This window comes from Massilia sp. PAMC28688 (assembly GCF_019443445.1).
In the GTDB taxonomy this organism is placed as follows: domain Bacteria; phylum Pseudomonadota; class Gammaproteobacteria; order Burkholderiales; family Burkholderiaceae_D; genus Telluria_A.
In genome coordinates this window covers 4,822,217-4,841,674 of record NZ_CP080378.1, presented here as the reverse complement: position 1 = coordinate 4,841,674, position 19,458 = coordinate 4,822,217, and the positions used below count along the sequence as shown (strand labels likewise).

Annotated in this window: 13 protein-coding genes; 8 read left to right on the top strand and 5 right to left on the bottom strand. The window is 64.8% G+C overall.

Features of this window, described 5'->3' with window-relative positions:
- Nucleotides 1-36: 36 nt before the first annotated feature.
- The 4 genes from KY495_RS21550 (at nt 37) to KY495_RS21535 (ending at nt 2,125) form a co-directional block, all read left to right on the top strand.
- Nucleotides 37-489, top strand: a complete 453-nt coding sequence (locus tag KY495_RS21550) for a CBS domain-containing protein (RefSeq protein ID WP_219881328.1) — start codon at nt 37-39, stop codon at nt 487-489.
- 5 nt (nt 490-494) lie between these two features.
- Nucleotides 495-1,367 (top strand): PhzF family phenazine biosynthesis protein, encoded by an 873-nt coding sequence (locus KY495_RS21545; protein ID WP_219881327.1) that lies wholly within the window; start codon nt 495-497, stop codon nt 1,365-1,367.
- Between the two features lie 73 nt (nt 1,368-1,440).
- Nucleotides 1,441-1,902: a hypothetical protein gene (locus KY495_RS21540; RefSeq protein WP_219881326.1), complete on the top strand. Its 462-nt coding sequence runs from the start codon at nt 1,441-1,443 to the stop codon at nt 1,900-1,902.
- 7 nt (nt 1,903-1,909) lie between these two features.
- On the top strand, nt 1,910-2,125 hold the full coding sequence (locus KY495_RS21535) for a helix-turn-helix transcriptional regulator (RefSeq protein WP_229518409.1): 216 nt from the start codon (nt 1,910-1,912) through the stop codon (nt 2,123-2,125).
- A 24-nt stretch (nt 2,126-2,149) separates the two neighbouring features.
- Here the strand turns inward: KY495_RS21535 and KY495_RS21530 are convergent, their stop codons facing one another.
- The 3 genes from KY495_RS21530 to KY495_RS21520 form a co-directional block, all read right to left on the bottom strand.
- Entirely contained in the window at nt 2,150-4,399 is a 2,250-nt protein-coding gene (locus tag KY495_RS21530; protein ID WP_219881325.1) for a response regulator, read from the bottom strand.
- 133 nt (nt 4,400-4,532) lie between these two features.
- Nucleotides 4,533-7,637 carry a ligand-binding sensor domain-containing diguanylate cyclase gene (locus KY495_RS21525; protein ID WP_219881324.1) on the bottom strand — a complete coding sequence of 1,035 codons (3,105 nt, stop codon included), beginning with the start codon at nt 7,635-7,637 and terminating at the stop codon, nt 4,533-4,535.
- Between the two features lie 129 nt (nt 7,638-7,766).
- Complete coding sequence (locus KY495_RS21520; protein WP_219881323.1) at nt 7,767-10,025, bottom strand: bifunctional diguanylate cyclase/phosphodiesterase; 2,259 nt, start codon at nt 10,023-10,025, stop codon at nt 7,767-7,769.
- A 220-nt stretch (nt 10,026-10,245) separates the two neighbouring features.
- Here KY495_RS21520 and aroC point away from each other — a divergent pair, with 220 nt between their 5' ends.
- From aroC to KY495_RS21500, 4 genes are all read left to right on the top strand, one after another.
- Nucleotides 10,246-11,340 (top strand): chorismate synthase, encoded by a 1,095-nt coding sequence (gene aroC / locus KY495_RS21515; RefSeq protein ID WP_219881322.1) that lies wholly within the window; start codon nt 10,246-10,248, stop codon nt 11,338-11,340.
- 12 nt (nt 11,341-11,352) lie between these two features.
- Nucleotides 11,353-12,504: an MFS transporter gene (locus KY495_RS21510; RefSeq protein ID WP_219881321.1), complete on the top strand. Its 1,152-nt coding sequence runs from the start codon at nt 11,353-11,355 to the stop codon at nt 12,502-12,504.
- A gap of 1 nt (nt 12,505) precedes the next feature.
- Nucleotides 12,506-13,075, top strand: a complete 570-nt coding sequence (locus KY495_RS21505; protein WP_219881320.1) for a MerR family transcriptional regulator — start codon at nt 12,506-12,508, stop codon at nt 13,073-13,075.
- Between the two features lie 444 nt (nt 13,076-13,519).
- Nucleotides 13,520-15,229 (top strand): serine hydrolase, encoded by a 1,710-nt coding sequence (locus KY495_RS21500; protein WP_219881319.1) that lies wholly within the window; start codon nt 13,520-13,522, stop codon nt 15,227-15,229.
- An 877-nt stretch (nt 15,230-16,106) separates the two neighbouring features.
- Here KY495_RS21500 and KY495_RS21495 read toward each other — a convergent pair.
- Entirely contained in the window at nt 16,107-17,570 is a 1,464-nt protein-coding gene (locus tag KY495_RS21495; protein WP_229518408.1) for an HDOD domain-containing protein, read from the bottom strand.
- The gene (locus KY495_RS21490) at nt 17,567-19,273 is read right to left on the bottom strand and encodes a bifunctional diguanylate cyclase/phosphodiesterase (RefSeq protein WP_229518407.1); all 1,707 of its coding nucleotides are present in this window, start codon (nt 19,271-19,273) and stop codon (nt 17,567-17,569) included. Before KY495_RS21490 ends, KY495_RS21495 begins: the two co-directional genes overlap by 4 nt.
- Nucleotides 19,274-19,458 lie beyond the last annotated feature (185 nt).

The following is a 19,458-nucleotide window of genomic DNA, read 5'->3' as shown; positions in this document are numbered from 1 at the left end:
ACCTCTCCTATAACCCCAACGCACAAGGCGGCCATCATGAAAGTGTCAGAAATCCTCCAAGTCAAAGGCAACATCCTTTACACCGCCACGCCCGACATGCCGCTGGTGGACGCCGTCAACACCATGGCGGAAAAGGACATTGGCTCGCTGGTGGTCATGGAATATGGGGATCTGGTGGGCATGCTCACGTTCCGCGAAGTGATCAAGGTCCTGCATGCCAATAACGGCGCCGTGGGTGCGGGCACGGTGCGCAAGCACATGGACGACCATCCCATCACCGTCACGCCGGACACCGAAGTGAACGAAGTGCGCCGCATGATGCTCGAGAAGCACGCGCGCTACCTGCCGGTCATGAATGCCAAGACGCTGCTGGGCGTGATCTCGTTTTACGATGTGGCGCGCGCCATGCTGGAAGCGCAGAATTTTGAAAACCGCATGCTCAAGGCTTACATCCGCGACTGGCCGGCCGAGACAGTGCAGGAAGACTGACACGCATGCCAGGCACGCGCCCCTTCAAGCAGGTAGACGTCTTCACGCGCGTGCCCTTCAAGGGCAATCCCCTGGCCGTGGTGCTGGAGGCAGACGGCCTGTCCGACGCCCAGATGCACGCCATCGCCCGCTGGACCAATCTGTCTGAAACCGCCTTTGCACTCGCGCCTGTGGCGCCCGAGGCAGACTACCGGGTGCGCATTTTCTCGCCCGGGACCGAATTTCCCTTCGCCGGCCACCCCACGCTGGGCACGGCGCACGCGCTGCTCGAAGCGGGTCTGGTACCGAAAACGCCGGGCCGCCTGGTGCAGGAATGCGGTGTCGGCCTGGTGCAGCTTGCCATTGACGGCGAGGGCGCGCTGGCATTTCGCTCACCCGAAGCCGAGCTGCGCGCCCTGCACGACAGCATGCGGCCCACCCTGGCCCGCATGCTGCAAAGCGAAGCATTTGGCGAGGCCACCATCGCCACCATGGGCATCAGCTGGCTGGTGGTGCGCATGGACAGCGCCGAGGCTTGCCTGGCGGTGCAGCCGGATGCGCAGGCCCTGCGCGACCTGATGCAGGTGGGCGTGACGGGCGTGGCCATGTATGGCGCCCATCCGGAAGGCGGCCCGGCTGATTACGAAGTGCGCGCCATTTTCACCAAGATGGGCGACATCACGGAAGACCCGGTCACCGGCAGCGCCAACGCCTGCATTGCGCGCGTGCTGCAGGCGCAGGGCTTTCCCGATGGCCCGCGCAGCGCGCAAGGATACAGCGCGCGCCAGGGTACGAAGCTCGCTTGCGACGGCCGCATCCGCGTGCACTACGCCGACGGCGCACCATGGATCGGCGGCGATTCGGTGACGGTGATCGACGGCGTCATTCATCCGCAGTGATGTAACTTATTGGTGACACAGTGTAACCAATATGTTACATTGCGATCTCCATCCATCAACGCGATTGTTCATCATGCCCAGTGACGCCGACCAGCGGGCCGCACGCCAGGCCGATCAATTCATCCGGTTTTCACGCCGTGGCCTGTGGATGGCCTTGCTGGCCGTGACGACGCTGGCGGCCTGCGCGCTGGCCATTAATCTATATCCCGGGGCCGCCGCCATGACGCAGCGGCTCATGATGCTGATGCCGGTCGCGATCGTGATCGCGGTGGTGGCAGTGGGTTCTTCGCTCAGAGGCGTTTCGGCCAGCGAGCGCGCTGCCGGCATGCGCCGCCTGCATGACGACGAACTGCGCCGGCAAAGCGTGGCGACGGGCTGCCGTTATGCGCTGGTGGCCGTCATGCTCGCCCAGCCGCTCCTGGCGCTGCTGCTGACGATGGTGACGATGCCGTACCCGGTGCTGCTGATGGCCAGCGCCAGCGCGTTTGTGGGCCTTGCCGTCCTCCTGGGCGCAATGCTGCTGCTCGACCGCTGAGGTGGCCGTGGAAGAGATCCTGGCCACGACCATGAAGGCGCAGCGCTGCGCGCGCTCGCTGACGCAGGCCGAACTGGCGCAGCTGGCCGGCACCAGCCGCAAGTCGATCAACGCCATTGAAATGGGCCACATGGTGCCATCGGTCCTGCTGGCCCTGAAGCTGGCGCGCGCGCTCGGGGTGAGCGTGGAGGCGCTGTTCAGCCTGGCGCCTGGGCCCGGATAGGACGCCGGCGCCCAGCTTGGCGCATCACGCAGCCGGGCGGCCTTCGCGCAGGAAGCGCTGGATGTGGGCCAGCATCACGTCGTCGGAGTAGGGCTTGCCGAGCAGGATATCGACGCCAGCCTCTTTTGCCTTGGGACCGTAGCTTTCCTCGGCGCTGATCATGATCACCGGGATATGCGCCGTCAGCGGGCTTTCGCGCAGGTGGCGCGTCAGCTCGAAGCCGTTCATGCCCGGCATTTCAACGTCGGTAATGAGCACGTCCGGCATGCGCGCGGCAATCTGCCTGGCCGCGTCCAGTCCATCTTCGGCCTGCTGCACCTGGAACTGGTTGTTCACCAGCAGGCGGTTGGCCTTGACGCGCACTACCTTGGAGTCGTCCGCGATCATCACCACCGCGTCCGCTGCTGCCTTGGGCACATGGGGCCGGGCGGGAGCCGGCGCCGATGTTGCGGGCACTGCCTCGGCCACCGGCGCTGCCTCGGCCACCGGCGCTGCCTCGGCCGGCGCCTGCACCGGCGCTGCTTCGGCCGGCGCTTCAGCGGGCGCAGCTTCCGCCACCGGGGCGCTTGCCGCGGCAGCCTGTTCGGCTTCCCGGCGCGCCGTTTCTGCCGCCAGGCGCTTGGCTTCCTGGCGTGCCTTGCCGGCAGCAACTGCCCGTTCCGCTTCCGCATGGGCAGCTTCGGCAGCGGCCATGCGCTCGGCCTTCTGGCGCGCCGCTTCCTCGGCGGCCTTGCGCTCGGCTTCCACCCTGGCTGCCTCGCGCGCGGCTGCTTCGCGCGCCGCTTCCTTGGCCGCCAGGCGGTCGGCTTCTTCTTTCGCGCGCCGCTCGTCGGCAAGGCGCCGCGCTTCGACCCGGGCCGCTTCCTGGGCGGCCAGGCGCGCCGCAAGTACCCGCGCGGCTTCTTCGGCGGCGACCCGTTCATCTTCGCGCCGGATGGCTTCTTCGGCGGCGATGCGCTCTGCCAGGGCGCGTGCTGCCTCCTCGTCGGCCAGGCGGCGTGCTTCAGCGCGCGCCGCTTCTTCGGCCGCGCGCAGCAAGGCTTCGCGGCGTGCCGTTTCCTCCGCTTCGATCCGGGCCGCTTCAATCCGCGCCGCTTCCTCGGCTGCTTCGCGTTCGGCCTGGATGCGCGCCGCTTCGGCGGCGGCGGCCTTCTGGGCTTCCAGCCGCGCCGCTTCGATGGCAGCGAGGCGCTCGGTTTCGATCCGGACCGCTTCGGCGGCGGCCAGACGCTGCGCTTCCAGGCGCGCCACTTCTTCGGCGGCGCGCCGTTCCGCCTCCACCCGCGCCGCTTCCACGGCCAGCAGATGTTCGGCATGGGCCCTGGCCGCGTTTTCGGCCGCAATACGTTCCGCTTCGGCCAGCTCGAATGCTTCCTGCGCCGCACGTTCGGCTGCCAGGCGCTCCGTTTCCAGGGCATCGATGCGGGCCTTGGCCGCCTGTTCGGCGGCCTCGGCCGCGGCGCGTTCGGCAGCGTCGTCGGCCGCTTCGTCCGCTTCCTCCGCTTCGGCCGCTTCGGTGCCCGTTTCTTCAGCAGCGGTCAGGCGCGGTGCTTGTTCAGGGGCTGCCTCCCCGGCCTGTTCCGGCGCCTCCTTCGAGCGTGCCTGCTGCTCCTCGAGGCGGCGTGCTTCAATGCGGGCCAGCGCTTCGTCGGCTACCCGGCGCGCGTAGGCGCGGGCGGATTCTTCTTCGGCCATGCGGCGCTCTTCGGCCAGCAGGGCAGCGTCATCGGCTTCGATCAGGAAGTCGACATGCTTGTTCTGTTCGGCGGCGGCGCGCTCGGCATCGATGCGGGCCTGGGCCGCGGCGGCACGTTCAGCCTCGCGCATGGCCTGCTCGGCAGCGGCAAGGCGTTCCTGCTCCACGCGCTCGGCAGCAGCGGCCAGGGCGGCCGCGTCATCCTCGGCGTGTTCCCGGGCGCGCGCTTCGGCTTCGAGCCGCTCGGCTTCGCGCGCGGCATGGTGGGCGGCGATGCGCTCATCCTCGGCGCGGAAGATCGCTTCCGGGTCGAGCGCTGTCTCCGGTCCCAGGATGGTGGTGTTGGCGGCGCGCGTTTCGGCCTGCTCCAGTTCATCGGCCGCCACGCGCAGCGCGTCCAGGCGCGACTGTTCTTCCAGTGCCACCGTATCGGGATTGATCTGGCTGTGTTCGTCAATTAAGGGGTGCTGGCGTGGCGGCGCCACTTCGTCGCGTCGTTTGGCGCGGCGGTACAGGACAAAGGCGGCAAATGCGGCCGCCGCCACAGCGAAAATGATTGCAAAATCTGTAAAGGACACGCCGACGACTCCGTCTTGGCGCCAGCATCTGGCGACCGGTTAGTATTGCGGACAGCTACGAAGCCTCGATATTACACTACCGCAACAGATAAGGTGTTGCTCATTTGCAATGAGAGGGTGAATTTTACCTGTCCTATATGACAATATCGTGCGCCGCGGGCGCCTGTTGCTGGCCCGGCGCGCCGTCGTGCGAACTCATCAGCACGACGCGCCCGGTGTCGATCATGGTCTGCGCCCCCAGGTGCAGCTTCTCGATCAGTTCCGGAATGTTGACATCCGGATTCGGGCGCAGCGCGGCCCAGCCGTTGCGCCCGTTTTCCTTGACCCAGTACAGCGCCGCGTCGGCCAGTTCCACCAGTTGCTCCCAGCCTACCGAGTACTGCCCGGTCAGGAACTGGCCGCTTTCGGCCAGGCCAATGGAGCAGGTGAGCGAGACATACACGCCGTCGCCGAGGTCGAATGAATGCCCGGCCACGGCTTCGCGGATGCGCTCGCCCAGCACCGGCACGAACTGGGCCGTGCTGGGCCGGCACACCAGCAGGAATTCCTCGCCGCCCCAACGCACCAGGTAGTCGCCCACCCGGACCTGGCGCCGCAGCACTTCCGACACTTGCTGCAGCACCCGGTCACCGGCCTTGTGGCCGTAAGTGTCATTGATGCGCTTGAAATGGTCGATGTCGACCAGCGCGAACAGCAGCGTATTGTCTTCGCTGCCGCGCCGCGTTTCGCGCTCGTAGAAGGCGAGGTCGGCCGGAATCTGGTTGCTCAGGTAGCGGCGGTTGTGCAAGCCGGTCAACGGATCGGTCTGGCTGGCCAGTTCCAGGGCCAGATTGGCCACGTGCAGCTGCTGGGTGCGTTCGGCCACCTGCTGCGCCAGTTCGGCGCGCTGGCGTTCGTGGGCGCGCCGCTGCAACAGGTAGCCCAGGTAGACCAGGGCGGCCAGCATGGCCGCCACCAGGGCCTTGAACCACCCCGTCTCGTAAAAATGGGGCGCGATCGTGAAGTCGAGCCGGGCCGGGGTCGTGCTCCACACGTCGGCATTGTTGCTCGCCTTGATCTCGAAACTGTAACTGCCGGGAGGCAGGTTGGTATAGTTGACCGCGCGCGGCATGCCGCCGTCGAGCTCGCGCCAATCCTTGTCGTAGCCCAGCAAGCGGTAGCGCAGTACCACGCTGCCGGGGTCCTGGAAACTGAGGGCGGTAAATTCAAACGCCAGGTCGCGCGCTTCTGAATCGAGGTGGTATGCCTGGGCGGCGCGCACGTCCTGCCACTGGTCAAGCACGCGCACCCGTTCGATCACGGCAGTGGGCGGCGTGGCATTTTTCTGCAGGCCCAGCGTGTCGACCGTGACCACGCCATCGCGGCTTGGCAGCCACAGCACGCCGGCAGGATCGATGAAGCCCTTCGCATTGCCGGCGCCGTTGCAACAGAAACCCTGTTCGCCGCTGCGGCGGTCGCCCCGCTCGTTCATCACCATCTGGGCGTAGGCCGTGCTGGCTTTGCCGGCCTGGACCTGGCGCATTTCCGCCAGCGGGGCGCGGGTGATGCCACGGATGCCTGCCGCCCACAGATAGCCGGCATTGTCTTCCGTCAGAAAAAAAGGCGTGTTGGCCGGAAAACCCTGGGCACGGCCGAACCTGGTCCAGCGCTTGCCGTTGAACATGAACATTTCTTCGCTCAGGGTGCCGATGACGATCTCGCCACCCTTGAGTTCGGTAATTGCCGTCACATCGAGGTTGCCGCGCAAGCCGGTGTTCAGGCCCAGCTGGACCAGGCGCTCCCCCTGTTTTTCGTACAAGCCATCCTGGGTCGCCACCAGCAAGCGGCCATCCTTCAGTTCGCGAATCTGGCGCACCCGGATGTCATTCAAGCCCTCGTCCTTGCCGTAGTGCTTCATGGCGCTGCCGTCATGGCTGAACAGGCCGTCGGATGTAGGGAACCACATCACGCCGTCGCTGTCACGCACAATGCCGTTGATCTGGCTGGAGGCCATGGGCGCGTATTCCGGCGGCGCCACGACCTTGCCGTCCTGCCAGATCACCAGTCCGCGCCGGGTCCCGATCCAGATCCGGTCGGCGTCGGCCAGCAGATTGTAGGCATGGGGATGGGGCAGCTGGTCGCCCCGCAGGACGGTGGTGAAGCGGCCGCCGGCAAATACGGACAAGCCGTCATTGGTGCCCACCCAGGTACGCCCGTCGGGGCCCCGTGCGACGGACCACACGATGGGATCGTTCAAGCCTTCGGTGGTGGACAGGCGGCGGGTGGAGCCATTCCACAGGCGGATCAGGCCCTGCCACTGGCTGCCCATCCACAGGTTGCGCTCGCGGTCTTCAAACGCGGAAATGATGCCCTTGATGCCGGCGGGATGCTTTTCCGGGATCACTTCGGTCAGCACGCCGTCGCGCAGGCGGCCAAGGCCGGCATTGCTGGCCACCCACAGCGTACGGTTGCTGTCTTCGTACAGCATGGTGATGGGCGAGGTGCGCAGGACGGGACTGTCGGTGGCGTGCTCCCATTGGCCTTCGTTTAAGACCATCAAGCCCAGGCTGGTACCGGCCCAGACCTTGCCGTGGGCGTCGGCCAGGCGCGTCACCACGCCGGTCTGCATGCCCTGCGGCAGGGGCAAGGCCTGGTTGACTGCGCCTTGCTGGCGGTGCACCGCGCCCAGCGTGCCGATCCATAGACCGGCGCCATTGCGCATCACGCTCGTGGCCGGTGCGGGGCTGCCGGCCCGGTGCACCAGTTTGCCGTCGACCAGGTCGAACAGGCCGTCGGTGGTGGCCGCCACAATGCCACCCCGGTCTTCCAGGATGGCATTGATGTCGACCGTGGGAAACTTCACGCCGTCGGCCGTGGGAATGGCGCTGAAGCTGCCATTTTGATACAGCGACAAGCCCTTGTATGTGCCGATCCACAGGCGCCCCTGGCCGTCCACCAGCAGCGTGCGGACCCACAGGCCGGTCAGGCCCGGGTGGGTTTCGGGCACGTAATTAGTAAATTTCACGCCATCGAAGCGCGCCAGGCCAGCCTGGGTTGCCACCCAGATGTAGCCCTGATGATCTTGCACGATGGCGGAGGCGGAAATTTGCGGCAAGCCATGCTGGATCGACCAGGTGTTGCGCACGTAATGATGAAAGGCCTTGCCGGGGTCGAGGGCAAACGCGGGGGCGCACGCGCACAGCGCCGCCAGCCACACGGCAGCGTGTACCAGTAAACGCGAAATATTGTGCCTACCCATGCAAGGTCCCGAAGGTGGCCCGGCAATGGCCGGGGCTGGTATCGATTTTAAGGCACAACAGGGCAGGGACACGGCCGAACCCGTCGCGTACGCACGCGGGCGTTGGCGCTCTGCAACATAAATACGAGGTCAGGCCACCCGGTTCAGGGCATCGGCGCTGAGCCACTCGTACAGGGCCGGTGCGGGCATGGGCCGTGCAAACAGGAAGCCTTGGGCCAGCGGACAGCCCAGTGAACGCAGGATCTGGGCCTGGCGCTCGTCTTCCACCCCCTCGGCCACAATCGACAGGCCCAGGTTGCGTCCGAGCTGGATGACCATTTCGGCAATGCTGCTGCCGCGCGCGGAACCGGTGATCTCGGTCACGAAAGCGCGGTCGATCTTGAGCCGGTCCACCTGCAGGCGCTGCAGGTAGGACAGGGAAGAAAAGCCGGTGCCGAAGTCGTCAATGGCAATGGAAACCCCGGTATGCTTGACCTGGGCCAGCATCCTGATCAGCAGATCGGGCTCTTCCATGGCCATCGATTCGGTGATTTCCAGTTCGATGAATTCAGGCGGCGCCTTGGTGTCGTGCAGGGCGGCCTGCAGCATATCGAGGAAGAAAGGATGGCGGAACTGCACCTGCGACACATTGACCGACATCGTGAAGTCGCGGTGGCCGGCCTCGCGCAGGCGCACCACTTCCTGGCAGGCCGAGCGCAGCACCCATTCGCCAATATCGATGATCAGGCCCGAATACTCGGCAATGGGGATGAAGCGGTCGGGCGAAATGAAGGTGCCATCGGCCATGCGCCAGCGCAGCAGGGCTTCGGCCCCCACCGGGCGGCGGGTGGCCAGGTCGATCTGTGGCTGGTACACGACGAACAGTTCGCCGCTGGCAAAGCCCGTGCGCAGTGCATGCATGAGGCGCACGCGCTCGCGGATTTCCACGCCCATGCTGCGCGAAAAATAAAAGTGGCCGGCGCGCTGCTGGGTCTTGGCGCGCTTCAAGGCAATATCGGCATCCTTGAGGGCGTCTGCCCCGCTGCCGTCATGTTCGCCCAGGCGTACCAGGCCCAGCGTGGCGGAGAGGCGCACATCCTGGCCCTCGATGGAAAACGGGGTTTCAAACTGGGCCAGGATGCGCGCCGGATTGACCGCATCGGCTTCGCCCAGCACGGCAAAGATGTCGCCGCCGATGCGCGCCACCGTCAGCTGCTTGCCCAGGCATGCCTGCAGGCGCGCGGCCACCGCGACCAGCAGCGTGTCGCCAAACTGGTGGCCCAGGGCGTCATTGGTTTCGGCAAAATGGTCCAGGTCCACCAGCGACAGGGTGGTGTCGTCGCGCGCCGGGCCGGCCAGGGTGGCGTCGAGGATCTCGACCAGCCGGGTGCGGTTGGGCAGCTTGGAGAGCTGGTCGTAAAAGGCGGCGTTATGCAGGTGGCTGACCAGTTCCACATTGTCCAGGCCGACCGAGACATTGGCCGCAAACACGTCAAGCAGGCGCCGGTCGATATCGCTCAGGGAGCGTGTGAGGGTCAGGCAGGCAACGAAATCGCGGGCCGACTTGCCCGCGAAATACAGGCTCACGACATGCTGTTCGTAGATGTTGCGCCGCTGGGCCAGGGTGCGCGTGATGATGGCGTGGATCTGCACGTCTTCGCGCGCGGTCAGGCGCCCATTGCCCAGGCGCCGGGCAGCCCCGGCCGTGGCCATGATCGACAGTTCCTTGTGGGCGGCAGCGTCTTCCTGCACCACCAGGACCCCGTTGGCCGGCATTTGCAGGATCTCGGCGGCCTGGGTCAGCACCCCGGCCGCGAAATTCTGTACCCCATGCAGGGACATCAGCTCGGTACTGGCGCGCACGATCTGGTCCAGGCCGCGGCGGCTGCTGCTGATGGCGCGGATCTGTTCGTAGGAACGGATGGCCGAGGTCACCGTGGTGTACAGCTTGATGCGGGTGAGCTCGGACTTGGTCTTGTAATCGTTGATGTCGAAGTCGCGGATGGCGTCGATTTCCGGGGCGTAGCCGGGCTGGCCGGTGCGCAGGATGATGCGCACGTCGGCCAGCTTGAGCGTTTCGCGGATGTAGCGCACCAGGTGCAGGCCGGCGTCGTCCTGTTCCATGACCACGTCGAGCAGGATGACGGCAATGTCGGGCTCGGTACGCAGCAGTTCGCGCGCCTGGGCCGCAGAATAGGCGTGCACGAATTCCAGCGGACGGTTTTGCATGTCCAGGTTGCCAAGCGCGAAGGTGGTGGTGGAATGCACATCTTCGTCGTCGTCGATGATCATCACCCGCCACACGCCGGGCATGCCGTCAGCGTCCAGCGACGCCGGGTGCTCTTCCAGAAATTCCAGGTTGTCGTGATCGTCCTTGGCACGGTCCAGGGGCGTGCTCGATGGGGGCATGGGCTTGCTTCTCCAGAAATGCGCTTTTTGCTAGCATGCCACGAAATCAGCGTCCTGCGCGAGTTAACGATGAGAAAAACCAGGGATGGCAAGGGCACTGGACAAAAGCTGTCGCCCGTTATATACGGACCAGGCTGCGCCCGGCGCTCTGCGGGCACCGCCGCCACAGCGCGGGCGCCATCGCTGGTAGAATGAACTTTTCGACACTTCTTCCCCTACCATGTCCGGCAATACATTTGGCAAGCTGTTTACCGTTACCACCTTTGGCGAGTCGCACGGCCCCGCGATTGGCTGCATTATTGATGGCTGCCCCCCGGGCCTGGCATTGTCGGAAGCGGACATCCAGCCGGACCTGGACCGCCGCAAACCCGGCACCTCGCGCCACGTAACCCAGCGCCAGGAAGCGGACACGGTCGAAATCCTGTCCGGCGTGTACGAAGGCAAGACAACCGGCACGCCCATCATGCTGCTCATTCGCAACCAGGACCAGCGCAGCAAGGATTACGGCAATATCGTGGAAAGCTTCCGTCCCGGCCACGCCGACTACACTTACTGGCACAAGTACGGCGTGCGCGACCCGCGCGGGGGAGGGCGCTCTTCGGCGCGCCTGACGGCGCCGGTGGTGGGTGCGGCGGCCGTGGCCAAGAAGTGGTTGTTCGAGCAATATGGCACCGTATTCAAGGGTTGCATGAGCCAGCTGGGCGAGATCGCCGTGCCGTTCCAGTCGTTTGACCACGTCCATGCCAATCCGTTCTTTGCCGCCAGCGCCGACAGCGCCCTGATCACCCACATGGAAGAGGCAATGGATGCGCTGCGGCGCGACGGTGACTCCATCGGCGCGCGCATCGACGTGGTGGCCCAGCATGTCCCGGTGGGCCTGGGCCAGCCCATTTACGACAAACTCGACGCCGACATTGCGTACGCCATGATGGGCATCAATGCCGTCAAGGGCGTGGAAATCGGCGCCGGCTTTGCCTCGGTGGCGCAGCGCGGTTCCGAGCATGGCGACCAGCTCACGCCAGGCGGCTTCATCGGCAACAATGCCGGCGGCGTGCTGGGCGGCATTTCAACCGGCCAGGACATTACGGTATCGATCGCCATCAAGCCGACTTCGTCCATCCGCACCCCGCGCCAGTCGATCAACAAGGCCGGCGAACCGGTCTCGGTCGAAACCTTTGGCCGCCACGACCCCTGCGTGGGCATCCGCGCCACCCCGATTGCCGAGGCCATGCTGGCCCTGGTCATCATGGACCATGCGCTCATGCACCGCGCCCAGTGCGGCGACGTCAAGGTAAGCACCCCCGCCATCGCGTAACGCGGGCGAGCCATGCCCAGGCAGGCGTTCAATTTTTCGCTGTTCCTGTTCGCCTATTACGCCTACGCCGGCACCTTCGGCACCTACGCCACCCTGTACTTTGCCGCGCGTGGCATGACGGTGCCCCAGATCGGGGTGCTGATGTCGCTCATTCCCGTGATGCGCATTGTCGGCCCCAACCTGTGGGGCTGGCTGGCCGACCGCAACGGCCGGCGCGCCGGCACGCTGCGCCTGACCGCATGCGGGGCACTGCTGTCGTTCGCACTGCTGTATTTCGCCGATACCTATTTTCAGCTGGTCGCCATCATGCTGCTGGTGAACCTGTTTACCAGCGCCCAAAGTCCGCTCATGGAAGCGTTGATGCTGGCCGAAATGCGGGGCGACCTGTCCGGCTACGGCAAGATGCGCCTGTGGGGTTCGCTCGGCTTTGTGGCCGCCGTCGTCGGTGCCGGCTACTTCTTCGAGTGGTTCGGGGTGCAGGCGCTGCTCGGGTTTTGCTGCTTCCTGCTGCTGGCCGTGGTGGCGGCCAGCCTGCCGATCAGGGACGGGGCGCCGCTGCACGCCATGCACGAAAAGCCGCCCCTGTGGAGCGTGCTGAAAAAGCCGGAAGTGGCCAGCTTCTTCCTGTCGTCCGCCCTCATGTGCGGCGCCCACATGGCGCTGTACGCCTTCTATTCGCTGTACCTGGAGCGCGCCGGCTACAGCAAGGTCGTCATCGGCGCCATGTGGGCGCTCGGCGTGGTGGCCGAGGTCCTGTTCTTCTACTTTCAGGCACCGTTCTTTGCCCGCTTCGGAGCCAGGCGGCTCATGCTCAGTGCCTTTGCCCTGGCCGCCCTGCGCTTTGTCATCACCGGCGCTTTCCCGGGCGTGCTGTGGATCCTGGTCATGGCCCAGCTGCTGCATGCCTCCACCTTCGCCGCGCATCACAGCGCGACCGTGATCGCCATGCAGCGCTGGTTTGCCGGGCCGCTGCAGGCCAGCGGGCAGGCGCTGTACATGAGTGTGGGGTACGGGATTGGCTGCAGTGTGGGCGGCCTGCTGCTCACTGCCTGCTGGGACAGCATCGGGCCGCAGCCCATGTTTTATGTGGCGGCCGGGCTGTGCGTCGCGGGCGCGGCGGCGGCCAGCTATTCTTTCCGCCGGCAGGGTAAAACAGGCTTATGATATGGGAAAACAGGAGGATGCCATGGGCGGCATGATGACGGTTGGCCAGCTGGCCAGTGAAGCGGGCCTGCCCCGCACCACCATTCAATATTACGAGCAGGTCGGCCTGCTGGCACCGGCCGGGCGCAGTGACGCCGGCTACCGCCTGTACAGCGGGCGGGAGCTGGCGCGCGTGCGCCAGATCGCCTACTATCGCGCCACCGGCCTCACGCTGGACGCGATCCGTGCCCTCATGGCCGGTGCCAGCGAGCCGGAACAGATCGCGCGCCGCATCAGCGACATCAATCATACGATCCGGCTCCTCAAGGAGCAGCGCGACGCACTGCTGCGCCTGCAGAGTGCCGATGCCGCCCTCGAGCCGGAAACAATTGACGAGCTCCTCAGCACCACCAGCCTGAACGACGCGGCCATGCACCGCTGGCACGCCGTGTTCGAGCGCCAGAATCCTGACGCCCACAGGACATTTCTCCTCTCGCTTGGCATCTCGGAGTCCGATGTGGCCAGGATTCGCCAATCGAGCGGCGCCGGGGGGGCGCAAGCGTCCGCGATTGCTGGCAGTTCAGGGGGCTGAGGTGCAGTGGAACGGTTATGTTCAGCTGAGCATAACCGTTCTTATGAAAAGCAGATGCTTATGGAAAGCTGCCGTCTAAAACGCCGTACGTAGCGGGCCACAAGCTAATTTTGCTTTTCATAATATTTCACTAGCGCCCCCCGGCGGCATCGGCAGCGTCAGCAACTTGGGGATGACCGGTTACGCCCCAAGCGGACATGTAAGCCGTTCCTGAGCGGCGTTCTATCTTTTGATTAACCGGCTTAAACCAGGCGGCCACGATCGCGTTGCCGGTCTACAGCAGGGGTGGCACGATGAGCGGGCGACCGTCGATGGGCTTAGTCTGGCATTCCTCCAACGCCAACTATTGTTATAATGGTCACGCTCTTCCAGTTTCGGTGAACGGTTTGTCGTTTTACGCCGCCTTCATTGCCTCCAGTACGTCATCACGTCTGAATTCCTTACATGCCCACATCTCGCACTCAAGTAACAATCGCAGCTTTCCTGTACGGCTTCGCTTCTCTTGCCAACGCCAGCTCTGACTCATTAGCGCTGCAACAGGGCGTCGACCAAATCTTTGCTGAGTTTGCAAAGCCGGGCGCCCCGGGTTGCGCGGTCGGTGTCATCCGCGACGGTAAGCTGATCTACGAGAAAGGATACGGTCTGGCCAACTTGGAACACGACGTACCGATCGACCCGCAACAGACAGTGTTTAACATCGGCTCCACTTCCAAACAGTTTACCGCGGCGGCAGTTTTGCTGTTAGTGAGCGAAGGAAAACTCAGTCTGGACGATGACGTACGGACTTGGCTTCCCGAGATTCCGGCCTATGTCCAAGTCATCACCGTACGTGACTTGCTGCAGCACACCAGCGGCTTGCGTGACAATACCGTCCTCATGACAATGGGAACAGGCATCCTGGAAAGCGACTACCGTTCTGCGGATGAGGGGATGGCCCTCATTTCAAAGCAAAAGGCGCTGAATTTCGCCCCTGGCACACACTTCATGTACAGCAATACGAACTATTTTCTCTTGGCGCGTATCGTCGCGAAGGTGAGTCAGCGCCCTTTCGGTGAATTTATGAAAGAGCGCATTTTTGCTCCGGTGGGAATGCATCAGACGCGTATCGGTGAACACTTCGATGAGATCGTGCCGCATCTCGCTAGCGCTTATAAGAAGTCAGCCAGCGAAGGTTTTTCCCTTTCAATGAATAACTGGGAGCACGTGGGCGAGTCGCGCGTCCTGAGCACGATCGGCGACCTAGCGAAGTGGGATCGCAATTTTTATGTACCGGTTGTCGGCAATACCAGTGTGTTCACGCAGATGCAAAAAAAATCAAGGCGCCGGGATGGCGTTGAGCTCAATTACGCGCAGGGCCTGTTTGTCGACCGATTCGGCGGGCAGACGCTGATCCATCACGGCGGCAACACTGCCGGCTATGCGTCGCAGCTGCTACGCCTGCCCGATTTGCACTTTTCGGTCGCAGTGCTTTGCAATAACAGCTATAACGGGGTCGATAACCTGGCGCGTAGAGTGAGCCACCTGTACTTGGCCGATAAGCTCGACTTCACCCAGCGTCCAGCGGTCGCGACTCGCACTGCGGCGATTTCTGCGGGAGCCAATAGACCGGACACGGCCCGTATCGCCGGAACGTACGTTGAGCGGTTTGATCAGTCTATCCGCCGCATCGAGATCTCCGACGGCAAGCTCTGGTACGTCAGAAACGAAAAAAGCCGCAGTGAACTGTCCTCGAACGAGCGTGGCTTTGACGTGGAAGGCAGCTCGGCGTTTCTCAGCTTCCCGGTCCCGGGTAAGCAGATGCGTTTTCATCCCGTCAATGGCGAGCCTTCCGAGTTCACCAAAGTGGTGCCGGTCTCGTCGCGTGATGTCGAACGCCAGGCATACCTCGGGACTTATACAAGCCAGGAAATTGGCGCTACCTGGACCGTCGTGCTCAAGGATGGCGAACTGGCGATTCAGACTGTTCGCGCAGCCGATACGCCGATGATTCCAGTGTTTCAGGATGGCTTTCGCGCTGGCACGGAGCTGATCCGGTTTATGCGCGACAAGACCGGTCGCGTCACTGGCTTGAGCGCCGACAATATCCGGGTACTTGGCCTCAAGTTTGATAAGACCTCAGGCGGCGCGCAGCCATCAGGCCGGCAAGGGCGTTGAGACATTCGGTAGCCTTGGGCATCCCAAGCTTGTTTCTCGCCGCAGTGACGGCTGGTTTGGGTATGACAGGCAGCAGGCTTGAACAATGACGTTCCAAACGCCATCCGCATGGCTGTAGCCAGATTTTTGGACTTCGCCGGCTGGGTCGGATTGACTTGGGAAAGAATTCGCGCAGGCGCTTTGACCAATAGGTGTCCGGCCGCCCCAGCGTTCGAAGTAGATTCTCCACTGGACGGCGGTAGCTGGCCAGCGTGATGCTGCGGGTGCCGCGATGGGGGGCATCCAATCGTGAAATTCGACAAACAAGGCTGTCTCCTCGTCCGCTTGGACAAGGTCCTTCGGCTCGACGGCGCCAACTGCTTCCAGGAAATGCACACAAACGCAGGCGCTTTGATTGGTATGGGGCGGTTGCCGCGTGGGTCGCGCTGTCGACCGCGCGTCGTGGGATGGTCGTGTAGTTGCGTCAGCGCGTCATGGTGCAGCGGTGCAGTGCCAAGTCCGACGGATTCCGCCCACGCGGCGAAGTTGACCACCTCGCGAACATGACGCCTTATGGAAGCACGTCGGTAGCCTTGATCGACCAGCCAATCGACCAGCCAATCGACGAACCGATCAAGATGTGGGCCGGCACTCCCCGACACCGCGCAATGGTCGACGCGGATTTGAAGAGGAAGTAAGCATGTGCTCTCCTTGCAGGTTTGTCCTGAAGGACTGCGGCGTTATGTGAAGAGAACCAGAGCGGGGTGGTGGATAGGAACCAGGCAAAACAGGCGTCGCCGTCGTCCCAAGTCCGTTTACTCCGCATAACAATATGCTTTCCATAAGAACGTTTATGTTCAGCTGAGCATAACCGTTCCACTGCACCTCCAACCTCCGCTCACGCGCGGCGTCCCGCGATCGATGCCACCACCATGGCGCGCAGCTCGTTGAGCGCGGCGAACTGTTGCTGGTCCAGCTGAGGCTGCGGCAGGTCCGGCACCCAGTCGCCGTACAGGAATCCCACAGGCTGGCCATTCCTGCACAGCGGCAAAATCACGAAGCTGCGCGCCTGCCCCAATGACGCGCTCCACCACGCCGGCAGCCTGCGCCGGAACTGCGGCTCGCACGCATTGGCGATGAAGATCACGCGGTCGCTCGCCAGCGCCGCATGAAACACGTCGGGCAGGTAACTGTCATCGAAGTGCAGCGCTGGCAGGCGCGCGCTGATGTCTTCCCCCAGGCCCATGCTGGCCACGTAGCGCGCATCCTGGCGGTGGCGCCGGAAGGCCACCGCGCGCGTGAAGCCCAGGCCCTGGTAAATTGTCTCAAGCGCCATCGCCACCATCTGGCCGGGGCGGGCGCTGCCCCCGGCCTGGCGCATGTCGGCCACGCCATCGGCAATCCGGCGCGCGAGCGCCGCCCGCACGGTTGGCACGGGCGCCACGGCCACGTCTTTGGCAAGCGGCGCCAGGGACAGCTGGGCTGCGGCGGCGCCGCGCGCCAGGTCCACGGCCCCCATGATCTGGCCGGGCTGCAGGCCCAGCACGGGGCCGAAGCTGTGCGCCAGCGCGCGCAGCGTGGCGCGCGACCGGTCATCATCATGCCAGAGCGCGGCGGCGCAGCGCGAGGCAAGGGTGGCCACCGTGGCCAGCCAGTCACCGTCGGCTCCCGTCTGGCCTGCGCTGCGCGGACCGCTGGCGCGCATGCTCTCGACCAGCCGGCGTGGCAGCCCCCACCGCTGGGCGGTCGCCTGCCCGACATCTTCCAGGGTCAACCCCAGCACGGCGGGAGCGGCCTGTTCTTCCAGACCCTGGCCGGCATGCGCCTGCATGGCCGCCCAGCGCTCAGGAAGATAGTAGGTCACGGTCATGCGGCCAAGCGAATGGAGCATGGCGCACACCACGGCTTCTTCGCCGTCGCCCCGGAGCCCGGCGTCGGCGATCTGGCGCGCCACCACGCCCGACAGGACCGCCTTTTCCATCTCCGCATGGGCACTGACGGCGCTGCTGGCCGATCCCGCCACGTCTTCGATTGCCTTCAGGCCCAGCGCCAGGTGACCGATGGCGTCCGCGCCCAGTACCAGTACCGCGCGCGAGACGGTGCTCACGCGCTGGCCGAAGGCTGCGTACATGCCGCTGTTGGCCAGGCGCAGCACCTTGTGCGTGAGGACGGGATCGGACAGCACGGTGCGCGTCATGTTGAATTGCGCATCGTCTTCGCCGCGCATGGCGCACAGGATGGCGCCGATGGCGCGCGTGAAACCGGGCATGTCGCCGTGCTGGCCGATGCGCTCCCATAACAAGGTGAGGGTGGCGCCTGCCGCCGCCCGGGCTTGGACGGGAGATAGTGTGTTGGAGTTCATGCCAGGCCTGTGCGCAGTTCGTTGTAGGTGTCGGTCAGTGCAGCCAGCGCCACGTGCGCCGGCATCGGGCGGCCGGTCAGGTAGCCCTGCACGTAGTGGCAGCCCTGGCGGTCGAGGAAGCGCAGCTGGTCCTCCGTTTCGACGCCTTCGGCCACCACCGACAGTTCGAGGTGGCGCGCCAGGTCCAGCACCGCGCTGCAGATGGCGCCATCCTTGCATGACGCGGGCAAGTCCTTGACAAAGGCGCGGTCCACCTTGAGCACGGAAATCGGGAAGCGCTTGAGGTAGGCGAGCGAGGAGTAGCCGGTCCCGAAGTCGTCGATGGCAATCCGCGCGCCGCGCTCGGCCATCTTGACCAGCACCGCCTCGGCATGGGCCGGGTCCAGCATCAGCGTGCCTTCGGTGATTTCCAGCACCAGCTGGCGGCCGTCGACGCCGGAAAACGCGAGCGCCTCGTCGAGCACCTTGAGGAAGTGGTCGCTGCGGAACTGGCGCGGGCTGATATTGACCGACATGTACAGCTTGCGACCGCAGGCTGCCTCGAATTGCTTGAGCTGCATGCAGGCCGAGCGCAGCGCCCACGCGCCGAGCAGGTTGATCAGGCCATTGGTCTCGGCAATGGGAATGAAACGGGCAGGCGGAACCAGGCCGAGCGTGGGATGCTTCCAGCGCATCAGGGTTTCAAAGCCCTGGATTTCACGCGTGGAGGCGTCAACGATGGGCTGATAGAACAACATGAATTCACCCTCGCGTACGGCACTGAACATGGCAGCTTCCAGCGAGATGTCGTGCTCCGCGTCCGGACCGCAAGGGGCGCTGTAGACCACGCAGCGCGCCTTGCCGGCTTGCTTGGCCATGGCCATGGCGGCGTCGGCCAGCGCGATCAGGCGCGCCTCGTCTTCGGCGTGCTCCGGGTAGAGTGCCACGCCCACCGAGGCGCCGATGTAGACGGCATGGTTTTCCGCTTCGAACGCAGGCTGCAGCGCCGCCAGCAGGCGGCCCGTCACCAGCTTGACCTGCGCTTCGCTGTGGGTGGCAGGGAGCAGGGCGATGAATTCATCGCCGCCTGCGCGCGCTAAGGTGTCGCTGTCGCGCAGCGTCTTGCGCAGCCTGGCCGCGGCCTGGCGCAGTACCGCGTCGCCGGCCGTGTGCCCCAGGCCATCGTTGACCTTCCTGAAGCCATCGAGCCCGATGCTGACCACGGCAAAGCCTTCGGCCAGGCGGCGCGAGCGCGCCAGCGCCATGCGGATGCGGTCGGACAGCAGCAGGCGGTTGGGCAGGCCGGTGAGGGCGTCGTGCGTGGCCTGGTGGCGCAGGCGCTGCTCGGTCGCGTTCTGGGTACTGATGTCGCGCCCGATGAGCAGCAGGGCTTCGTCGCCCTCGGCCAGGCGCGAGAGGCGCAGCTCGTAGCAGGTGGCCTTGCCAAGGGCGTGCAGGTGCGCCGGCATGAGTGTCGGCGCGTTGGCGTGGCCGGTTGCACACGCCTGCAGCGCGGCGCGCAGGCGCGCCTGGTCGTCGTCATGGGCCAGCGCCAGCAGCGACATGCCGGGCGCCAGGTCCAGTGCGCGCCGGCTGCGCGCGCTGGCATAAGCCACCGTGCCGCTGGCGTCAAGGCGCAGCGCAATGTCGCCGGCCGCATCCATCACTTGCTCGAAGGCGTTCGGTAAGCTGTGCTGGCCGGACGGGCCGCTTGCGCTATTCATGGTTCACTTTCCTCGTGTATGCGATTGCATCATCAGATGGGTCAGCTGTTAGCGACAGGAAAGGCAAGAAATGTAGCATCAAAAAATGCCGAATCGCATGAAAAACGGCGCCATGCGGCAATGACTGCAGCTTCCTTGATCAAGGTCAGACAAGCAGCGCCGGCATGCATCATTTTTTGTCAATA